General features: G+C 73.8%; 18 protein-coding genes. 1 reads left to right on the forward strand and 17 read right to left on the reverse strand.

Features of this window, described 5'->3' with window-relative positions:
- Positions 1-407: 407 nt before the first annotated feature.
- From CGE01nite_RS12680 to CGE01nite_RS12760, 17 genes are all read right to left on the reverse strand, one after another.
- On the reverse strand, positions 408-1,586 hold the full coding sequence (locus CGE01nite_RS12680) for a flagellar hook protein FlgE (protein ID WP_141371289.1): 1,179 nt from the start codon (positions 1,584-1,586) through the stop codon (positions 408-410).
- Positions 1,587-1,662: 76 nt separating this feature from the next.
- The gene (locus tag CGE01nite_RS12685; RefSeq protein ID WP_141371290.1) at positions 1,663-2,103 is read right to left on the reverse strand and encodes a flagellar hook assembly protein FlgD; all 441 of its coding nucleotides are present in this window, start codon (positions 2,101-2,103) and stop codon (positions 1,663-1,665) included.
- A 24-nt stretch (positions 2,104-2,127) separates the two neighbouring features.
- Complete coding sequence (locus CGE01nite_RS12690; protein WP_141371291.1) at positions 2,128-3,444, reverse strand: flagellar hook-length control protein FliK; 1,317 nt, start codon at positions 3,442-3,444, stop codon at positions 2,128-2,130.
- The gene (locus tag CGE01nite_RS12695) at positions 3,441-4,325 is read right to left on the reverse strand and encodes a C40 family peptidase (RefSeq protein ID WP_141371292.1); all 885 of its coding nucleotides are present in this window, start codon (positions 4,323-4,325) and stop codon (positions 3,441-3,443) included. Before CGE01nite_RS12695 ends, CGE01nite_RS12690 begins: the two co-directional genes overlap by 4 nt.
- The gene (locus CGE01nite_RS12700; protein ID WP_141371293.1) at positions 4,322-4,768 is read right to left on the reverse strand and encodes a flagellar export protein FliJ; all 447 of its coding nucleotides are present in this window, start codon (positions 4,766-4,768) and stop codon (positions 4,322-4,324) included. Before CGE01nite_RS12700 ends, CGE01nite_RS12695 begins: the two co-directional genes overlap by 4 nt.
- Positions 4,765-6,090 carry a FliI/YscN family ATPase gene (locus CGE01nite_RS12705; protein WP_141371294.1) on the reverse strand — a complete coding sequence of 442 codons (1,326 nt, stop codon included), beginning with the start codon at positions 6,088-6,090 and terminating at the stop codon, positions 4,765-4,767. The genes CGE01nite_RS12700 and CGE01nite_RS12705 overlap by 4 nt, the downstream gene beginning before the upstream one ends.
- Positions 6,087-6,734, reverse strand: a complete 648-nt coding sequence (locus CGE01nite_RS12710; protein WP_141371295.1) for a FliH/SctL family protein — start codon at positions 6,732-6,734, stop codon at positions 6,087-6,089. The genes CGE01nite_RS12705 and CGE01nite_RS12710 overlap by 4 nt, the downstream gene beginning before the upstream one ends.
- A complete protein-coding gene (gene fliG / locus CGE01nite_RS12715) occupies positions 6,727-7,731 on the reverse strand; it encodes a flagellar motor switch protein FliG (RefSeq protein ID WP_048341713.1) in 1,005 nt (334 codons plus the stop codon). The genes CGE01nite_RS12710 and fliG overlap by 8 nt, the downstream gene beginning before the upstream one ends.
- Complete coding sequence (gene fliF, locus CGE01nite_RS12720) at positions 7,731-9,332, reverse strand: flagellar basal-body MS-ring/collar protein FliF (protein WP_048341709.1); 1,602 nt, start codon at positions 9,330-9,332, stop codon at positions 7,731-7,733. The genes fliG and fliF overlap by 1 nt, the downstream gene beginning before the upstream one ends.
- The gene (gene fliE / locus CGE01nite_RS12725; protein WP_048341708.1) at positions 9,332-9,655 is read right to left on the reverse strand and encodes a flagellar hook-basal body complex protein FliE; all 324 of its coding nucleotides are present in this window, start codon (positions 9,653-9,655) and stop codon (positions 9,332-9,334) included. Before fliE ends, fliF begins: the two co-directional genes overlap by 1 nt.
- Positions 9,655-10,053: a flagellar basal body rod protein FlgC gene (locus CGE01nite_RS12730; RefSeq protein ID WP_048341707.1), complete on the reverse strand. Its 399-nt coding sequence runs from the start codon at positions 10,051-10,053 to the stop codon at positions 9,655-9,657. The genes fliE and CGE01nite_RS12730 overlap by 1 nt, the downstream gene beginning before the upstream one ends.
- A complete protein-coding gene (gene flgB / locus CGE01nite_RS12735) occupies positions 10,053-10,400 on the reverse strand; it encodes a flagellar basal body rod protein FlgB (protein WP_229747274.1) in 348 nt (115 codons plus the stop codon). Before flgB ends, CGE01nite_RS12730 begins: the two co-directional genes overlap by 1 nt.
- A 145-nt stretch (positions 10,401-10,545) precedes the next feature.
- On the reverse strand, positions 10,546-10,905 hold the full coding sequence (locus CGE01nite_RS12740) for a hypothetical protein (RefSeq protein ID WP_141371297.1): 360 nt from the start codon (positions 10,903-10,905) through the stop codon (positions 10,546-10,548).
- Between the two features lies 1 nt (position 10,906).
- Entirely contained in the window at positions 10,907-11,335 is a 429-nt protein-coding gene (gene fliS / locus CGE01nite_RS12745) for a flagellar export chaperone FliS (RefSeq protein ID WP_048341704.1), read from the reverse strand.
- 13 nt (positions 11,336-11,348) lie between these two features.
- A complete protein-coding gene (gene fliD, locus CGE01nite_RS12750; protein ID WP_141371298.1) occupies positions 11,349-12,731 on the reverse strand; it encodes a flagellar filament capping protein FliD in 1,383 nt (460 codons plus the stop codon).
- A 149-nt stretch (positions 12,732-12,880) separates the two neighbouring features.
- The gene (locus CGE01nite_RS12755) at positions 12,881-14,002 is read right to left on the reverse strand and encodes a flagellin N-terminal helical domain-containing protein (RefSeq protein WP_141371299.1); all 1,122 of its coding nucleotides are present in this window, start codon (positions 14,000-14,002) and stop codon (positions 12,881-12,883) included.
- 120 nt (positions 14,003-14,122) lie between these two features.
- Positions 14,123-14,989: a sigma-70 family RNA polymerase sigma factor gene (locus CGE01nite_RS12760; protein ID WP_048341701.1), complete on the reverse strand. Its 867-nt coding sequence runs from the start codon at positions 14,987-14,989 to the stop codon at positions 14,123-14,125.
- A gap of 414 nt (positions 14,990-15,403) precedes the next feature.
- Here CGE01nite_RS12760 and flgN point away from each other — a divergent pair, with 414 nt between their 5' ends.
- Complete coding sequence (gene flgN, locus CGE01nite_RS12765) at positions 15,404-15,883, forward strand: flagellar export chaperone FlgN (protein WP_048341700.1); 480 nt, start codon at positions 15,404-15,406, stop codon at positions 15,881-15,883.
- Positions 15,884-15,897: the final 14 nt, after the last annotated feature.

Below are 15,897 nucleotides of genomic sequence, written 5' to 3' on the forward strand. Positions count from 1 at the left end.
TGGCCGCCGCCGGCGGTGCTGGTCGAGGTCGCTTTGCCGTCCGAGCCCGTGCTGCACGCGGTGAGACCGAGGGCGAGCACGGCGATCGTGGCAGCGATCCCGCGGGTACGACGTGACCTGTTCAGCATGCCTTCTCCTCATCGAGAAAGTCCGCGCCGGAGCACGTCGTCGTGCCGCACGGTCGCGGTGAGCCTCCATGTGAGCGCTCACACGGGACCGTAGCGGCTCGCCACCGGGCCTCGTGGGGATTTGGCGGAACGCGGTCCATTCCCACGCATTCCCACGCCCCGGGACCGCCACGAACCCGGCAAACACCGCGCCCCACGTCCCGGGTGGGCGTGGGGCGCGGTGCGCGGTGTGCTCGGCGAGGCCGCCGGGACGTGCCCGGGTGCGTGCGTCCCGGGCGGTCAGCGCTTGAGGTTGACGAGCTCCTGCAGGACCTCGTCGGACGTCGTGATGACGCGCGAGTTCGCCTGGAAGCCGCGCTGCGCGACGATCAGGCTGGTGAACTCCGAGGACAGGTCGACGTTCGACATCTCGAGCGCACCACCCGCGAGCGAGCCACGCGCACCCGTGCCGGCCGTGCCGATCGCCGGCTCGCCGGAGTTCACGGTCGTGCGGAACAGCGAGCCGCCGGCCTTCTCGAGGCCCGCGGGGTTGGTGAACGCCGACAGCGCGATGCGGCCGATCGCCTGCTTCATGCCGTTGGAGAACGAGCCCATGATCGTGCCGTCGGCGCCGAGCGTGAACGACTGCAGGGTGCCCGCGCCCTGACCGTTCTGCGAGTCGGCCTTGACCGTGTCGAGCCCCGCGAACCCCGTGAGGGTGGACAGGTCCACGGCCACGCCGCCCACGGTCATCGTCGTCGGGGACGTCAGGGCGCCCGCTGCGTCGAACGTCATCGCGGTCGACGCGACCGTCGCGGCACCGTCGGAGCCCTCGACGGCCCAGCCGGCGGCCGACTTCGTGAAGGTGAGCGTCAGCGTGCGGGCGGAGCCGGTCGCGTCGTAGACGTCGATGGTCCGGTGCAGCACGGTGCCGTCGGGCGCGGCGGCGTCCAGGTTGCCCTTGTAGGTCGCGCTCGTGGACGCCACGGCGGGCATCACGGTCCCGGCGGGCACGCTCAGGTCCGTCACGGGCCCGTTGGTGTCGATGACGCCGTTGACGGCCATCCAGCCCTGCACGAGCGCGCCCTCACCGGGGAGCACCATCTGGCCGGTCGCGTCGAAGTCGAACGAGCCGGCACGCGTGTAGTACGTCTCGGCACCCTTGCGGACCACGAAGAAGCCGTCGCCCTGGATCATCATGTCGGTGCTGCGGCCCGTCATCTGCGACGCGCCCTGCGTGAAGTTCGTGGTCACCCCCGCGACGCGCACACCGAGGCCGATCTGCGCGGGGTTGGTGCCACCCACGCCGTCCTGCGCGCCGCCCGCACCCGTCAGGAGCTGGCTCAGGGTGTCCTGGAACACGACCTGCGACGACTTGAAGCCCGTCGTGTTGACGTTGGCGATGTTGTTGCCGGTGACGTCGAGCATCGTCTGGTGGCTGCGCAGGCCGCTGATGCCGGCGAAGAGGGAGCGGAGCATGGCGGTTTCCCTTCGAGGGCCGCGCCGGACGGCGCGGGTGGTGAGGTGAGGAGGCGGGTGCGGCGCGGGGGCCGGGTCAGGACTCGTCGTCGGTGGACGAGGCCGTGCGCGTGACGGTGGCGACCTGGTCGAGCGGGATCTTCTCGTCGCCGACCGTGACCACGGGCACCGAGCCCGCGTAGTCGACGGCGTCGACCACACCCGAGTGCTTGACGCCCTCGGCGTCGGCCCACGAGACGGTCTGCCCGACGAGCGAGGCGGCGGCGACGCGCATCTGCAGCGCGAACGCCTCGCGCGACGTGTCGGTGAGCGTGGTGAGCTGCTCCATCGTCGCGAGCTGGGTGGTCTGCGCCATGAGCTGCGAGGAGTCCATCGGCGAGGACGGGTCCTGGTTGCGCAGCTGCGCGACGAGCAGGTTGAGGAACGCCTGCTGGTCGAGCGTGCCGCTCGGCGTGGTGGCGGTCGTCGAGGCCGTGGCGCCGGTCGCGCCCGTGGCGTACGAGGTGTCGATGCTCATGCGTGGTCCTGTCCGTGCTGGTCGTCAGACGACGAGGTCGAGGTGGCGGCTGCGGGTGGAGGTCGCGTCCGGCTGCGAGGGCTGCCGGTCCGACGAGGTCGCGGGCGTCGCTCGCGCGTCGCCGGCTCGGCGCGTGCGCTCGTCGGGCCCGTCCTGCGACCCGCCGGCGCCGCCCGGCGAGCCGGACGACGTCTCGGGCGCCGTGCCGGAGCCGCCGCGGCGGCCCTCCGCGCCGACGTCCACCTGGACGCCGGCCGCGGCGAGGTCGCGGCGCAGGTCGCCGAGCGCGGCCTGCAGCGCCTGCCGCGAGGCCTCCCCCGCGCCGACGAGCTCGACGCGCACCGAGTCGGCGCCGATGTGCGCGACGATCCGCACCGGCCCGAGGTGCACCGGGTCGACGGGCACCGACAGCACGTGCGTGCCGCGGTGCAGCCCGCCGAGGGTCGCGAGCCGTGCGCCGAGCTGCTCGGCGAGCGGCACCGCCTGCGTCGCGGGCGAGGACGAGGGTGCGGGAGCCGCCGGGACGGGCGCCGGGGCGTCGGCGACGCCTGCGGCCGAGGGTGTGACTGCTGCCGGCACGGCGACCGGGGTCGCCGTTGTCGGGGCCGACGAGGCCGCGGGGGCCGACGCCTGCGCCGCTGTGGCCGCCGGGCCGGTCGGCTGACCCGTCGCCGGGCCGGTCGCGCGCTCTGCGGACCCCGGCGCAGGGGCGCCCGACGCGTCGGCGGCCGGGGCGTCGCGGAGCGCGCCCGCGGGTGCGCTCGGGCGCTCGGTGCCGGCGCGCGCGGTCGCCGCGGTGCGCTGGTCGGTGGCCTGCTCGGCGGGCGCGGTCGGTGCGTCGCCGCCGGCCACCTGCCCGGCCGGCTGCCCGGCTGTCTGCCCGGACGCCTGCCCGGGCGTCGCGGCCCTGTTCGGCTGCTCGGCGGGGGTCGTGGTCGGGCGCGCCGCCGGGGCGAGCGCGGCGTCGGCCTGGTCGGTCGCCGTGGCGTCCGCAGCGACCGTCTCCGCCTCGCTGGTCGCGGTCGTGGCGGCGAGCGCGGCCACGCTCCACGCGGAGCCGTCGACGGTCGTCGTCGGGGTCGTCGGGGCCGAGCTCGCCGGGGTCGTCGGCGCGCTGTCCGCACGGTCGGCCGCGGTCTCGTCGGCGGGGTCCGTCCCCTGCGCGAGGTCCCGCTCGAGCGACGGGTCCACGGGGGAGGCGGCGTCGCTCGGCCGCTCGAGCGCACGGTCGGCGCCCTCGAGCGCGCGGGCGAAGTCCCGGTCGCTCCCGGTGGGGCGTGCGCCGCGCGCGGAGGGGACCGCCGCGGCGGGCGGGGCGGAGGCTGCGGTCACGGTCGTCATGCGGCACCACCAGTCAGAGCGGCGATCAGGGAGGCGGGGGCGAGCCCCGCACCGGCGGAGAAGGACGTGCCGGCGGCGAACGAGGTCCCGGTCGAGGCCAGGGGCGAACCGGCGCCGAGCAGCGCGCCGGCCGAGGCGGGGTTCGCGGGCGCGGACGTGCCGACGGCGCCCAGCAGCACCTGCCAGGCCGCCTGCGTCGCCGCGGTCGAGTCGGCCGAGGACCCACCCAGCAGCCCGGCGAGCGACGCGAGCCCACTGCCGGAGGGCACGGCCCCCGCGCCGGCCGAGACCGCGGCAGCCGCCGTGGCGGACTCCTGCGGCAAGATCCGGCGGATGTTCGTCGGCTCGGCCCACACGTCGCGGACGCCGACCGTGCCGCCCGGCTTCGGGGCGTCGAGCATCTTGCCGTCGCCGACGTAGATCGCGATGTGCGTGCCGCCGCCGAACACGAGCAGGTCGCCCGGCAGCGCCTCGTCGAGCGAGGCCACCTTCGTGCCGAGCCCCTGCTGGTCGCGGGCCACGCGCGGGATCCCCCGGCCGATGCCGAGGTCGCTCAGGGCGCGCAGCACGAGCCCCGAGCAGTCCAGCCCGCCCTCGGAGAGCGTCTCGCCGCCCCACACGTACGGCGTGCCGGTGTACTTCGTGGCCGCCTCGATGAGGTCCTGCGCGCTCACGCCCGAGCCGGGCGCGATGTCGGCGGTCACACCGCCGGGGTCCGCGGGCGCCGCGGGCAGCGACGTCGGGGACGGGGTCAGTCCCGCCGCGGCGAGCGCGGCGGCGAAGTCGACGGTCGACGGCGCGACCGACGAGGTCGCGGGCCGCGGGGCGACCAGCTGCTCGAGCTCGGCGATCCGCGCCTGCACCGCGGCGATCCCGGTCATGCGCCACCTCCCGGCGTCCGGACGGTCTCGGCCGCGGCGCGCCGCGACGCGACCTCGTCGAGCACGACCTGCTCGGTGTGCGCCTCGAGCGCACGCTCGGCCTCGTCGTGCCGCTGCGCGAGGCGGTCGATCGCCCGCACGTCACGGCGCGCAGACGACCAGTGCTGCGCCTGCTCGGAGACGTACTGCTCCGCGACGTGCACGTCGTGCTCGGCCTCCTGCAGCAGCAGGGCGAGCGACGAGCGGCTCGCCACGGCCGCGATCCACGCGAGCCGGTCCGCGCCCTCGGGGAGCACGGAGTCCGCCAACGCCTCGCGCGCGCTCTGCTGGCGCAGCCGCACGGCCTCGGCCTCGCGGCGGGCCGCGGCGAGCTCGGCGGCGGCACGCTCCTCCGCGCGCTCGCGCACGCGCAGCAGGCCACCCAGGGGGAACGGTCGGCTCATGAGGGGTCTCCCAAGGTGTGCACGAGAGCGGCGAGCTGTGCCCAGGAGCTGTCGGCGGGCGCGGCCTCGGCCATGCCCTGCCGCAGGAACGCGTCGATCTGCGCGCCATGCGTGACGGCGGCGTCGACGAGCGGGTTGGAGCCGGCGACGTACGCGCCGACGTCGAGCAGGTCCTGCGCGGCGCGGCGGGCGGCCATGACCGACCGCAGGCTCTGCGCGAGCGCCCGCTGCTCGTCGGACGTCACGCGCGAGGCGACGCGGCTGATCGAGCCGAGCGCGTCGACGCTCGGGAAGTGCCCGGCGACCGCGAGGCGGCGGTCGAGCACGACGTGCCCGTCGAGGATCGAGCGCGCGGCGTCCGCGATGGGCTCGTTGTGGTCGTCACCGTCCACGAGGACCGTGTACAGACCCGTGACCGAGCCGCGCGCGCCGGTCCCGGCGCGCTCGAGGAGCTGGGCGAGCAGCGAGAAGGTGCTCGGCGGGTAGCCGCGCGTCGCGGGCGGCTCGCCGACCGACAGCCCGATCTCGCGCTGCGCCATCGCGACGCGCGTCAGGGAGTCCATCATCAGGACCGCGTGGCGGCCCTCGTCGCGCAGGTGCTCGGCGATGCGGGTCGCGACGAACGCGGAGCGCATGCGCACCATGGGCGGCTCGTCGGACGTCGCGACGACGACGACGGACCGCGCGAGTCCCTCGGCGCCCAGGTCGTCCTCGAGGAACTCGCGCACCTCACGGCCGCGCTCGCCGACGAGCGCGATCACGGAGACCTCGGCCTCGGTGCCGCGCGCGATCATCGACAGCAGGCTCGACTTGCCGACGCCCGAGCCCGCGAACAGGCCGAGCCGCTGACCGCGGCCCGCGGTGACGAGCGTGTCCAGGACGCGCACGCCCAGGTCCAGCGGGGTGTCGACGCGCGTGCGCTCGAGCGGGTGCGGCGCGGAGCCGTCGACCGGGACCCACGCCTGCGCCCGCAGCGGTCCGCGACCGTCGATCGGGCGACCCAGCCCGTCGAGCACGCGGCCGAGCAGCCCCGAGCCGACGGGGACGCGCAGCGCGCCGGCCGGGCGCACCGCGGTGCCCACGCGCAGGCCGTGCGTCGCGCCGAGCGGCAGGCAGCGCGCGATCCCGCCGGTGGTCGCGACGACCTCGGCGAGCACGCTGTCGGGGCCCTCGCCGACGCGCACGAGGTCACCGACCGCGCTGCGCGTCCCGACGACCTCGAGCGTGAGCCCGACGACGGTGCGCAGCACGCCGACCGGTTGCGGACGGGCCGCTGCGACGACCTCGGGGGTCAGGACGCGGCGCGTGGCGAGCGCGGTCATGCGCCCGCCCCCGGAGCCCGGCCGGGTGCGCGTCCCGTGCCGCCCGTGGGGTCGGTGACCCGGGCGAGCTCGTCGCGCGCACGGTCGAGAGCGGCGCCGATGCGCGCGTCCAGGTGACCGTCGGCGTGGTGCGCGAGCGCGTCACCGCGATGCAGCGTCGGGTCCGCCTCGAGGCGCAGGGCCTCGGGGACGGCGTCCAGGTGCTGCAGCGTCGCGAGGTCCGACGGGTGCAGCCGCACCATCACGGGGCCAGGACCGGGCTCGTCCGCGAGCACACGGGCCAGCGCGGCCCGTGCCGAACGCTCGTCGTCGGCCAGCTCGACGCCCAGGACGGCCTCGGCGAGCTCGAGCGCGGCCGCGTGCACCGTCGCGGTGGACTCGGCGAGCACGGGTGCGGTCAGCGCGCGCACGGCCTGCGCCGCGGCGGCCAGCGTCGCCAGCGCCCGCGCGGCCGCCTCCTGCTGCTCCACCGCAGCCGCGGCGGACGCGGCGGCGACCCGCTCGGCCGCGGCGGCCGCGTCGACCGCCGCGCGTCGTGCGCCTGCGGCGTACCCGGCCGCGAACCCCTCGGCGCGCGCGGCGGAGTGCACCTGCGCGTCGAGAGCGGTCGACGTCAGCGGCTGCAGCGTGAGGGCGTCAGGCAACGTACTCGTCCTCGCCGTCGCGGCGGATGACGATCTGCCCGCTCTCCTCGAGGCGGCGGATGGACTGCACGATCGTCGAGCGCGCCTCCTCCACCTGCGACAGGCGGACGGGGCCGAGCAGCTCGATCTCCTCGACGAGGTTCTCGCGCGCCCGTTCGGACAGGTTGCGCAGCACGGTGTCGCGGACCTCGTCGGACACGCCCTTGAGCGCGAGCGACAGGTCGGAGTTCTCCACCTGGCGCAGCACCATCTGCATCGCACGGTCCTCGAGCAGGACGACGTCGTTGAAGACGAACATCCGGCCGCGGACCTCCTCCGCGAGCTCCTCGTCACGCTCGGCGAGGCCCTCGAGGATCGCCTTCTCCGTGGTCGGGTCGGCGCGGTTGATGATCTCGACGAGCGGCTGCACGCCGCCGACGGCCGCGAGCTCGCGCGGCGTCAGGACGGCCGACGCCTTGCGCTGCAGCTGCTCCGCGACGACCTGCACGACGTCCGGCGACGCGCGCTCCATGAGCGCGATCCGGTGCGCGACCTCGCCCTGCAGCGTCGGCTCGAGCCCCGCGAGGATCGCCGACGCGTGGTCGGGCCGCAGGTGCGCGAGCACGAGCGCGATCGCCTGCGGGTGCTCGGCGGACAGCAGCGAGATGACCTGGCGCGCGTCGGCCTGCTGGAGGAACTCGAACGGCTGCCCCGCCAGGTGCACCTGCAGGCGTTCCATGACGGCCGCGGCCGCCTCGACGCCGAGCGAGGCCTCGAGGAGCTGCTGCGCGAGCGCCATGCCGCCGTTGAGCCCCGGACCGGCGACCGAGGCGTCGTAGAACTCCTCGAGCACCGCGTCCGCGAGGTCCTGGTCGACCCGGTCGAGCCGCAGGATCTGCGCGCTCAGCTCCTCGATCTCCGAGGCCTCCATGCTCGCCATGACGCGCGACGCGCGCTCACGACCGAGCTGGACGAGCACCATGGCGGCCTTCTGCGGGCCGCTCAGCTGCACGCTCATCAGCGCCGTCCGCTGGGCGTCGCGAGCCACGAGCGCAGGAGGTCCGCGACCTCTTCCGGCTGCTCGTCGGCCAACGCCGAGATCTCGGCGCGCTTGACGGCGATCGGGTCGGGGGTGGTCGGCAGCGGCGTGGGCGGCAGCACCGGCAGGTTGTCGATGTCGAGGCCCTCGAGCTCCGCGGCCGCGCCGCCGCCCGGGGTGTCGAGCATGGGCAGCATGCCGAGGTCGACGGCCTCACGGCGCGCCCGGCGGGAACGACGGGCGAGCACGATGACCGCGACGATGAGCAGGACCACGACGAGCGCGGCGGTCCCGGCCTGCCGCAGCAGCGTGTTCTGCGCCTCGGCCTTGGCCGCGGCGTCGGCCTTCTCGATCGCGACCTGGGCGGCCTCGGCCGCGCTCGTGTCGAACGCCGCCGACTGCAGCGCGAGCGTGTCGCCCCGCTCGGTGTCGATGCCGGCCGCGGCGGCGATGGTCGCCTGCAGCTCGGTGAGGTCCAGGCGCGCGGCTGCGGCCGAGTCGACGACGACGGCCACGGACTGGCGCTCGACCGAGCCCGGTGCTGCGACGACCGTCTCGGTCGTCTTGTTGACCGCGTTGGTGAGGTCCTCGCTCGTCGAGCTGTACGTCCCACCTTCCTGGGTCGTCACCGGGTTGACGCCGTCCTCGCCCGGGCCGAGCACACCCGTGGGCGTGGTGCCGGTGCCGGTGTACTCCTCGGTCGTCGTCGACGACGCGAGCGGCGGCGTCTCCGGCGTCGAGCCGAACGTCTCCGTGGTCCGCTGGCTCTCGTCGAAGTTGAGCGTCGCGGTGACGGTCACGGCGGAGTTGCCCGCGCCGACGACGCGGTCGAGCAGGGCCTGGACCGAGGCGCGCACGCGCTCCTCGAAGTCGCTGGCCTCGCCGCCCGAGCGACCGGTGGTGCCCGAGCCGACCGCGGACAGGACCTGCCCGGACGCGTCGACGAGCGCGACGTCGTTCGGCACCATGTCGGGGATGCCGGCGGCCACGAGGTGGGTGATGGCCTCGACCTGGTCGTTCGTCAGCGACTTGCCGGCGCGCGTCCGGACGAAGACCGACGCGGTCGGCTCCCCGACCGTCGCCGTGAAGACGCTCTCCTCGGGCATCGCGAGCCGCACGGTGGCGCTGTCGACGCCGTCCATCGCGCCGATCGTGCGGGCGAGCTCGCCCTCGAGCGCGCGCTGGTAGGTCTTCTCCTGCTGGAACTCGCTCGACGTCATCGGCATGTCGTCGAGCAGCGAGTAACCGGCGCCGTCGGAGTTCTCCGGGATGCCCGCCGCGGCGAGCCGGATGCGCTGGGTGTAGATCTGCGACGCGGGCACGAGGACGGACGCGCCGCCGTCGGCGAGCTCGTACGGCACGCCCTGCGCGTCGAGCTCGTCGACGACCGCCGCGGCGTCCGCGCCGGACAGGCTCGTGAACAGCGGGCTCATGGCGGGCTTGCCGAGCCACGAGGTGAGCGCGACCGCGCCCAGGACCAGCACCGCGACGCCGATCACGGCGAGCGTGCGCTGCGCGAGCGAGAACTCCTTGACCGCACCCGTGAGCTTGCCCAGGGCGGCCTGCATCTGCGCGGGCATCAGGCCTGCATCCGCATGATCTCGTTGAACGCGTCCACGGCCTTGTTGCGCACGGCCGCGGTCAGCTCGAGCGCGAGCGACGACTCGGCCGCCGCGATCGTGTAGTCGTGCACGTTCTCGAGGTCACCCGTGACGGCCGCGACCGCGAGGCCGGCGGTCTTCGACTGCATCGCCTGCAGCGAGTCGACCGAGCTGAGCACGGAGCCGAACTGCGCTCCCGACGCGGCAGCTGCGGCGTCCAGCCCGCCCGCGGCGGTGGACGGGGCGACGGCCGTGACGGCCGTCGGCATGAACGCGCCGATCGGCGCGACGGGGGTGGGCATCAGGAGCGTCCGATCTGGAGTGCGGCGGTGTAGGTCTCCTTGGCGCGGTCGACCACGGCGGCGTTCGCCTGGTAGCCGCGCTGCGCCATCACGAGCTGAGCCATCTGGCTCGCCATGTCGATGTCGGGGTAGCGCACGTAGCCGTTCTCGTCGGCCAGCGGGTGCCCGGGCTCGAACACGATCCGGCCCTCCGCCGAGCCGAACGCCGCGCCGACCACCCGCGCGCCGCCCTCGGCGCCGGGGGTCTCCTGCGCCACGACGTACCGCGCGCGGAACGCGGCCTCGTCGGTCGAGGTCACGGTCGAGACGTTCGCGAGGTTGTCGGACACGGCGTCCAGCCACGTGCGGTGCACGGTCAGGCCGGACTGCGCGATGCCGATCGCGCCGAAGATGCTCATCAGGAGGTCCTCATCGCTGCGCGGACGGACGAGTACTGGCCGCCGACGGCCTGCGTCGCGAGCTGGTAGCGCAGGTTGGTCTCGACGTTCAGCGTCGTCTGCTCGTCGAGGTTGACGTTGTTGCCGTTGAGCTGGGTGGGGGCGAGCGAGCGGCGCACCGTGGCGTCGGCGACGCCCGAGCCGCGGCCCACCGCACGCGCGAGCGCGTCCTCGAACTCGACGACCTGGGCGTGGTAGCCCGGCGTCTGGATGTTCGCGACGTTGTCGGCGATGGCGCGCTGGCGCAGCGCGAGAGCGTCGAGCGCGGTGGTGACCGCGTTGTAGCTCACAGAGTCGAGAAGGCCCACAGGTTTCGCCTCATCCGCGACGGCGGGGCGGCCATCCGTGGCCTGCTGGGTGAGCTGTCCGTGCTCACAGTGGCCCATCGGAGCCTCGAGGCGGTTCGTGAGCAGTTCGAGCGGTCGGGATCTGCTCTCACCCGTTCGGCCGAGGTCAGCCCTGCGCGTCGAGGTACACGGGGACGGCCTCGGGGCGCGCGCGCAGGGCTCGCGTCGTCGCCATCTGGCGGCGCGACGAGGCCGCGGCCTGGGCGATGAGCCCGGCCACCTCGATCTGGCGCTCGAGGACCGCCTGGGCGCGCGCGAGCAGCGGCGCGGGCAGGGGCCCGAGGTCGGCGGGCGGGTGCCACGACGAGAGCTCGGCGACCTCGGCGACGCCGGGCAGGTGCGCGACGCGCAGCAGCTCCTCGGCCGCGACGAGGTCGATCTCGAACGAGGCGAGCGCCTCCTCCCAGCGGTGCTGCCAGGTCGCCTCGTCGGCGGGTGGTGCCGGCCGGAGGCCGGGCGCGCTCATGTCAGCCGATCCCGAGCAGACCGGCGCCGGCGGGCGTCGCAGCCGCCGCGGGAGCCGTGCCGGCGACTGCGAGCTCGGCGGCCTCGTGCCACGTCGCGGTGAGGGACGCGATGAGCTCACGGCACGACGCGAGCGTCGCGACGTCGCTCGTGAGCGCGGCGTCGACGAGCGAGGAGTACAGGAAGGCGTAGACCGACATCAGGGCGGGACCGCCCTCCCACGCCGCGACGTCGAGGCTCGCCATGAGCTCGGCGACGATGTCCTGGGCGTGCTGCACCAGCGTGCGGCCCTCGAGCGTCTCGCCTCGTTCGAACGCAGCGCTCGCGCGGTCGACGTCGAGCAGCAGGCGGTCGAACAGCATGGTGACGAGCTTGGCGGGTGCGGCGGTCTCGACCGCAGCGGTGACGTAGCTCGCGCGTGCTGAGTACATGGCTTCTCCGGGGTCAGCTCGACTTGGACGACGTCAGCGCGTTGATCTGGCTGGTCAGGTAGCTCGACTGGGACTGCAGGTTCGCCATCGACGTCTCGAGCGCCGCGTACACGCGCTCGAGCGACGTGCGACGCATCGCGAGGCGGTCGTCCCAGTCGGTGATCCGCTCGCCGAGGTCCTTGACGAGCGCCTGCTGCGACTGGATCGACAGCGTCAGGCTGCCGGTGCTGGAGTCCGAGGCCGACTTCGCGGTGCCCGCGAGGCGCTCGGCGACCGTGCTGACGATCGACTGGACCCGCGAGGGGTCGGCCGCGAGCGCGGCGTCGAACTTCTCCTGGTCGAACGAGAACGTGCCGTCCTTGCCGATCACGATGCCGACGTCGGACGGCGAGACGCCGTTGACGGGCGCGGACGCCTGCGCCAGGAGGTTCTGCTGCAGGAAGCGGATCGTGGAGTCGCCCGAGAACAGTCCGCCCTTGACGACCGAGCCGCCGTCGGACGCGGTCGAGGTCGTCGACGCGGTGCGCGAGGTGATGTCGCCGAGGATCGCGCCGAGGTTGGAGACGAGCCCGGACGCCAGCGCCCGCAGCGCGGTCTTGTCGGACGCGACCGTGAGCGTCACGTCGGGCGCGTCGGCCGCGGTCACGGCGCTGACCGTCACGTCGATGCCCGACATGAGGCCCTCGAACGTGTTGCTCGCCGAGGTGAGCGTCTGCTGGGCGGACGTGCCCGCGAAGAGCGTGACGGAGGCGTCCGCGGCGGCGCGGATCTGCTCGAGCGCCACCGGTGCGGTGCCGTCGGTCGCGGAACGCGTCACGGTGAACGCGTTCGCGGCGCCCGTGTCCGTGCCGGTGAGCTGCACGCGGTAGGTGGTGCCGCCGGTCGGGTTGCCGTCGCCATCGAGCTCGGGGACCTTGATCGCGGTCGCACGCACGCCCGAGCCGGAGGAGTTGAAGGCCTCGACGACGTCGGCCACCGACGTGCTCAGGGCCGTGACGCTCGTCGTCTCGCCGTTGCGCGTGATCGTGAACGTGGGGGTCGCGGTGCCGTAATCGGCCGCCGCGGGGAGCGTCAGCAGCGACGACTGCGAGGCCGCGACCGCGCCGACGCGCAGCGTGAGCGTGCCCGCCTGGGCGCCCTCCTTGGCGGCGGCGGTGACGCCGGACCCGCTCGCGGAGGCCGTGACCGCGTTCCAGGACTGGGCCTTCGACGCCTTGGCGGCGTGCTCGGCGAGCGAGGCGACCTTGGTGTTGAGCGACTGCAGCGCGGTGACGAGCGAGCTCGCGGTGGACTGCTTGTTCTTCAGCAGCGACTGCGGGCCGGCCTGCAGCGTGATCAGGCTGTCGATCAGGGCGGTCGTGTCGAGACCGCTGACGAGGCCGTCGATCGTCGGCATGGCTGCTCCTGCGCTGCTGGGGTCCTCCGCAGGACGGGGGTCCTGCGGAGAGCTCGTGTCGTACGGGGAACGAGTGTTCGGGTGCACGGCCGGCGATGGGGGTGCCGGCCGTGCACCCGAGCTGGGGTCCGGTCAGACGACCGGAGACGTCACTGCAGGAGCTGCAGGACGCTCTGCGGGAGCGACTTGGCCTGGGCCAGCATCGCGGTGCCCGCCTGCGACAGGATCTGCGAGCGCGTGAACGCCACCATCTCCTGCGCCATGTCGGTGTCGCGGATCCGGCTCTCCGACGCGGACAGGTTCTCCACCGCGACGTTGAGGTTGTTGATGGTGTGGTCGAAACGGTTCTGGACCGCACCGAGCTGCGAACGCGTCTGCGACACGGTGTTGATCGCGGTGTCGATCTTGTCGATCGCGTCCTTGGCGCCACCACCGGCAACCGTGACCGAGGTCGCGGCCGCGTCGAAGACCGCACCGGCGGTCGTGACGGGGCCCGAGAGCTTGATCGTGCCGAACGAGTCCGCCTCGGCCGCGAAGTTCGTGCCCGCGAGCGCCGTCGAGAGCGCCGAGTTCAGGAGCTTCTGGTTGGCCTCGGCGTCCGCCGCGGTGCCACCGGCAGCCCACCCGGTCAGGTCGACCGCGTAGGCGTTGCCGTTGATGACGACGTCGGTGGCCGTCGGCGCCGCGCCGAACAGGTCGACCGTGCCGCGGTACTGCGTCGCGTCACCCGTGACGTCGATCGCCGACAGGCCGAGGCCCGCGGTGCTCATCGACGCGGCGGTGAGGTCCACGGCGATCTTGTCGGCGGACGCCGTGTTGGCGCCGACCTGGAAGGAACCGTTGTAGGTGCCGTCCAGCAGCGTCTTGCCGTTGAACTTCGTGGTGTCCGCGATCCGGGTCAGCTCGGTCTTGAGCTGGTCGATCTCGTCCTGGATGTTGCCCTTGGCGGTGGTCGACAGACCACCGTCGTTGGCGGCCTGCACACCCAGGGTGCGCATGCGCTGGAGGATCGAGTGGGTCTCGGTCAGAGCGCCCTCAGCGGTCTGGACGACCGAGATGCCGTCCTGAGCGTTGCGGACGGCCTGCTTGGTGCCACCGATCTGAGCCCGCAGGCCCTCCGAGATCGCGAGGCCGGCAGCGTCGTCAGCGGCGCGGTTGATGCGCAGACCGCTCGAGAGCTTCTCGAGGGACTTGCTCAGGTCGTTCTGCGTGGTGGAGAGGTTGCGGTACGAGTTCATCGCCGCGATGTTGTTGTTGATCGAGAGACCCATCGTGATCTTCCTCCTTGAGTCGGGTCAGGTCAGCCCTTCCGTGGGCACACCTTCCCGATCGGCTCCCGAGGGGCCCGGGTGAGGATTTCTCGCGACGAGTTTCTGCGCCGGTCCTGCGGGTCAGGCAGAGCCGGCGAAGCGGGCCGCCTCCGAGGGCGACGACGCCGGGCTCGGCACGTAGGAGAGGCGCTCGGCAGCGGCGTACTGCGCGCTGCGCGAGGCGATCGAGGCGAAGTACGCCTGACGACGACGCTCGGCGACACCCTCGGGCCGATCGGGCGTCGAGACGAGGTCGGGGTCGAGGTGCGTGTTGAGCCCGTCGCGCAGGAGGCCCAGCGCCTCGGTGCGCAGCTGGCTGATGCGCGACTGGGTCACGCCGAGCTCGTCGGCCAGCTCCGCGACGGAGCGGTCCTCGAGGAAGATCCCGCGCACCACCGCCTGCAGGCGGTCGGGCAGCGTGTCGACCGCCGAGCGCAGCCAGCGCAGCCGCTCGTTCGCGAGCACGACCTGCTCGGGCGTGCGACCCGCGTCCGCGATCGTGTCGGCGATGCCGGGACCGTCGGTCGCGTCGATGGACAGGACGCGACGGGCGGCGTCGCTGCGCGCCTCGTCGACCGCCTCGACCCGGGTGCCCAGCGCGGACGCGAGCTCCTCGCGGGTCGGCGGCCGGCCGAACGCTGCGGTGAGCCGCTCGGTGGTGTCGGTGAGCTCACGGACCCGGGCCCGTGCGCCTCGACTGGCCCAGTCCATCGAGCGCAGCTCGTCGACGAGCGCGCCGCGGATCCGCAGCGACGCGTACCGCGCGAACGGCACGCCCGTGGTCGCGTCGTACGACCGCGCGGCGAGCACGAGCGCGAGGCTCCCGGCCGACGCGAGATCGTCGCGCGAGACGGTCGGCGGCACGCGCCGGAGCATCTCGGACACGGCGTATCCGACGAGCGGGAGGTTCGAGACGACGAGGGCGTCGACATCGTTCTGCTGGGTCACGAAATGCTGTTCGGCGCCCGCGGACCGGACCTTGAAGGTCCAATCCTGCGACCCGTTTGTTAACGCTCCCATCGACGATGGAACAATTCGGAAAACGGGTCGCGCGCATACAGCCTCCGACCTGCGCAGTGTCCGATGTGTGGACTCACCTGGGTGGCAGCACCCACGACACGCCGGTGTGATGCACATCACAGCGAAGAGCCCTCACCTGCCGCCCAGGTGGACGACCGTCCAGGTCAGAAGCCTGTTGACCCGGGCAGCAATCGCGCGCCGCACGCCCGATCGCGACACTTCCCCACGAGACAATCGAAACGACCACCGCGAGACGTTCAGCACCAGCCCGTCCCTGCCGATGGGTGCGGGCGAGGACACACCGACCGGTTGCTGGGCGGCGCGGTCCACCAAGGAGGTGAGATGACCATCGACGCCCTGTCGGAGGTGTTGTGGCACGAGCGCTCGCTGCTCGAGCTGCTGCTGTTCAAGCTCGAGGAGGAGCAGCTGCTCCTGACGAGCGGACGCACGCGGTGGCTGCCGCACGCGACGCGTGAGGTCGAGGCCGTCCTGGACCAGATCCGCGACGCCGAGCTCGGCCGCTCGGTCGAGGCGTCGGCGGCGTGCGCCGCGCTGGGCCTGCCCGACGGCGCGAGCCTCGCGCAGCTGGCCGACGCCGCACCCGCGCCGTGGGACGACCTGCTGCGCCAGCACCGCGCCGCGTTCGCGACCCTCACCACCGAGATCTCCCAGCTCGCCGACGGCAACCGCGAGCTGCTCGCGATGTCGCACCGCGCGACGCAGGAGACCCTCGCCTCGATGCACGACGTGGCCACGTACGACGGCACCGGCCAGAGCACGAGCCGCCGGGCCGACGCGCTGCTCGTCGACCGCACCCTCTGACCCCCACTCACCGA

The organism is Cellulomonas gelida (genome assembly GCF_006538725.1).
GTDB lineage: Bacteria > Actinomycetota > Actinomycetes > Actinomycetales > Cellulomonadaceae > Cellulomonas > Cellulomonas gelida.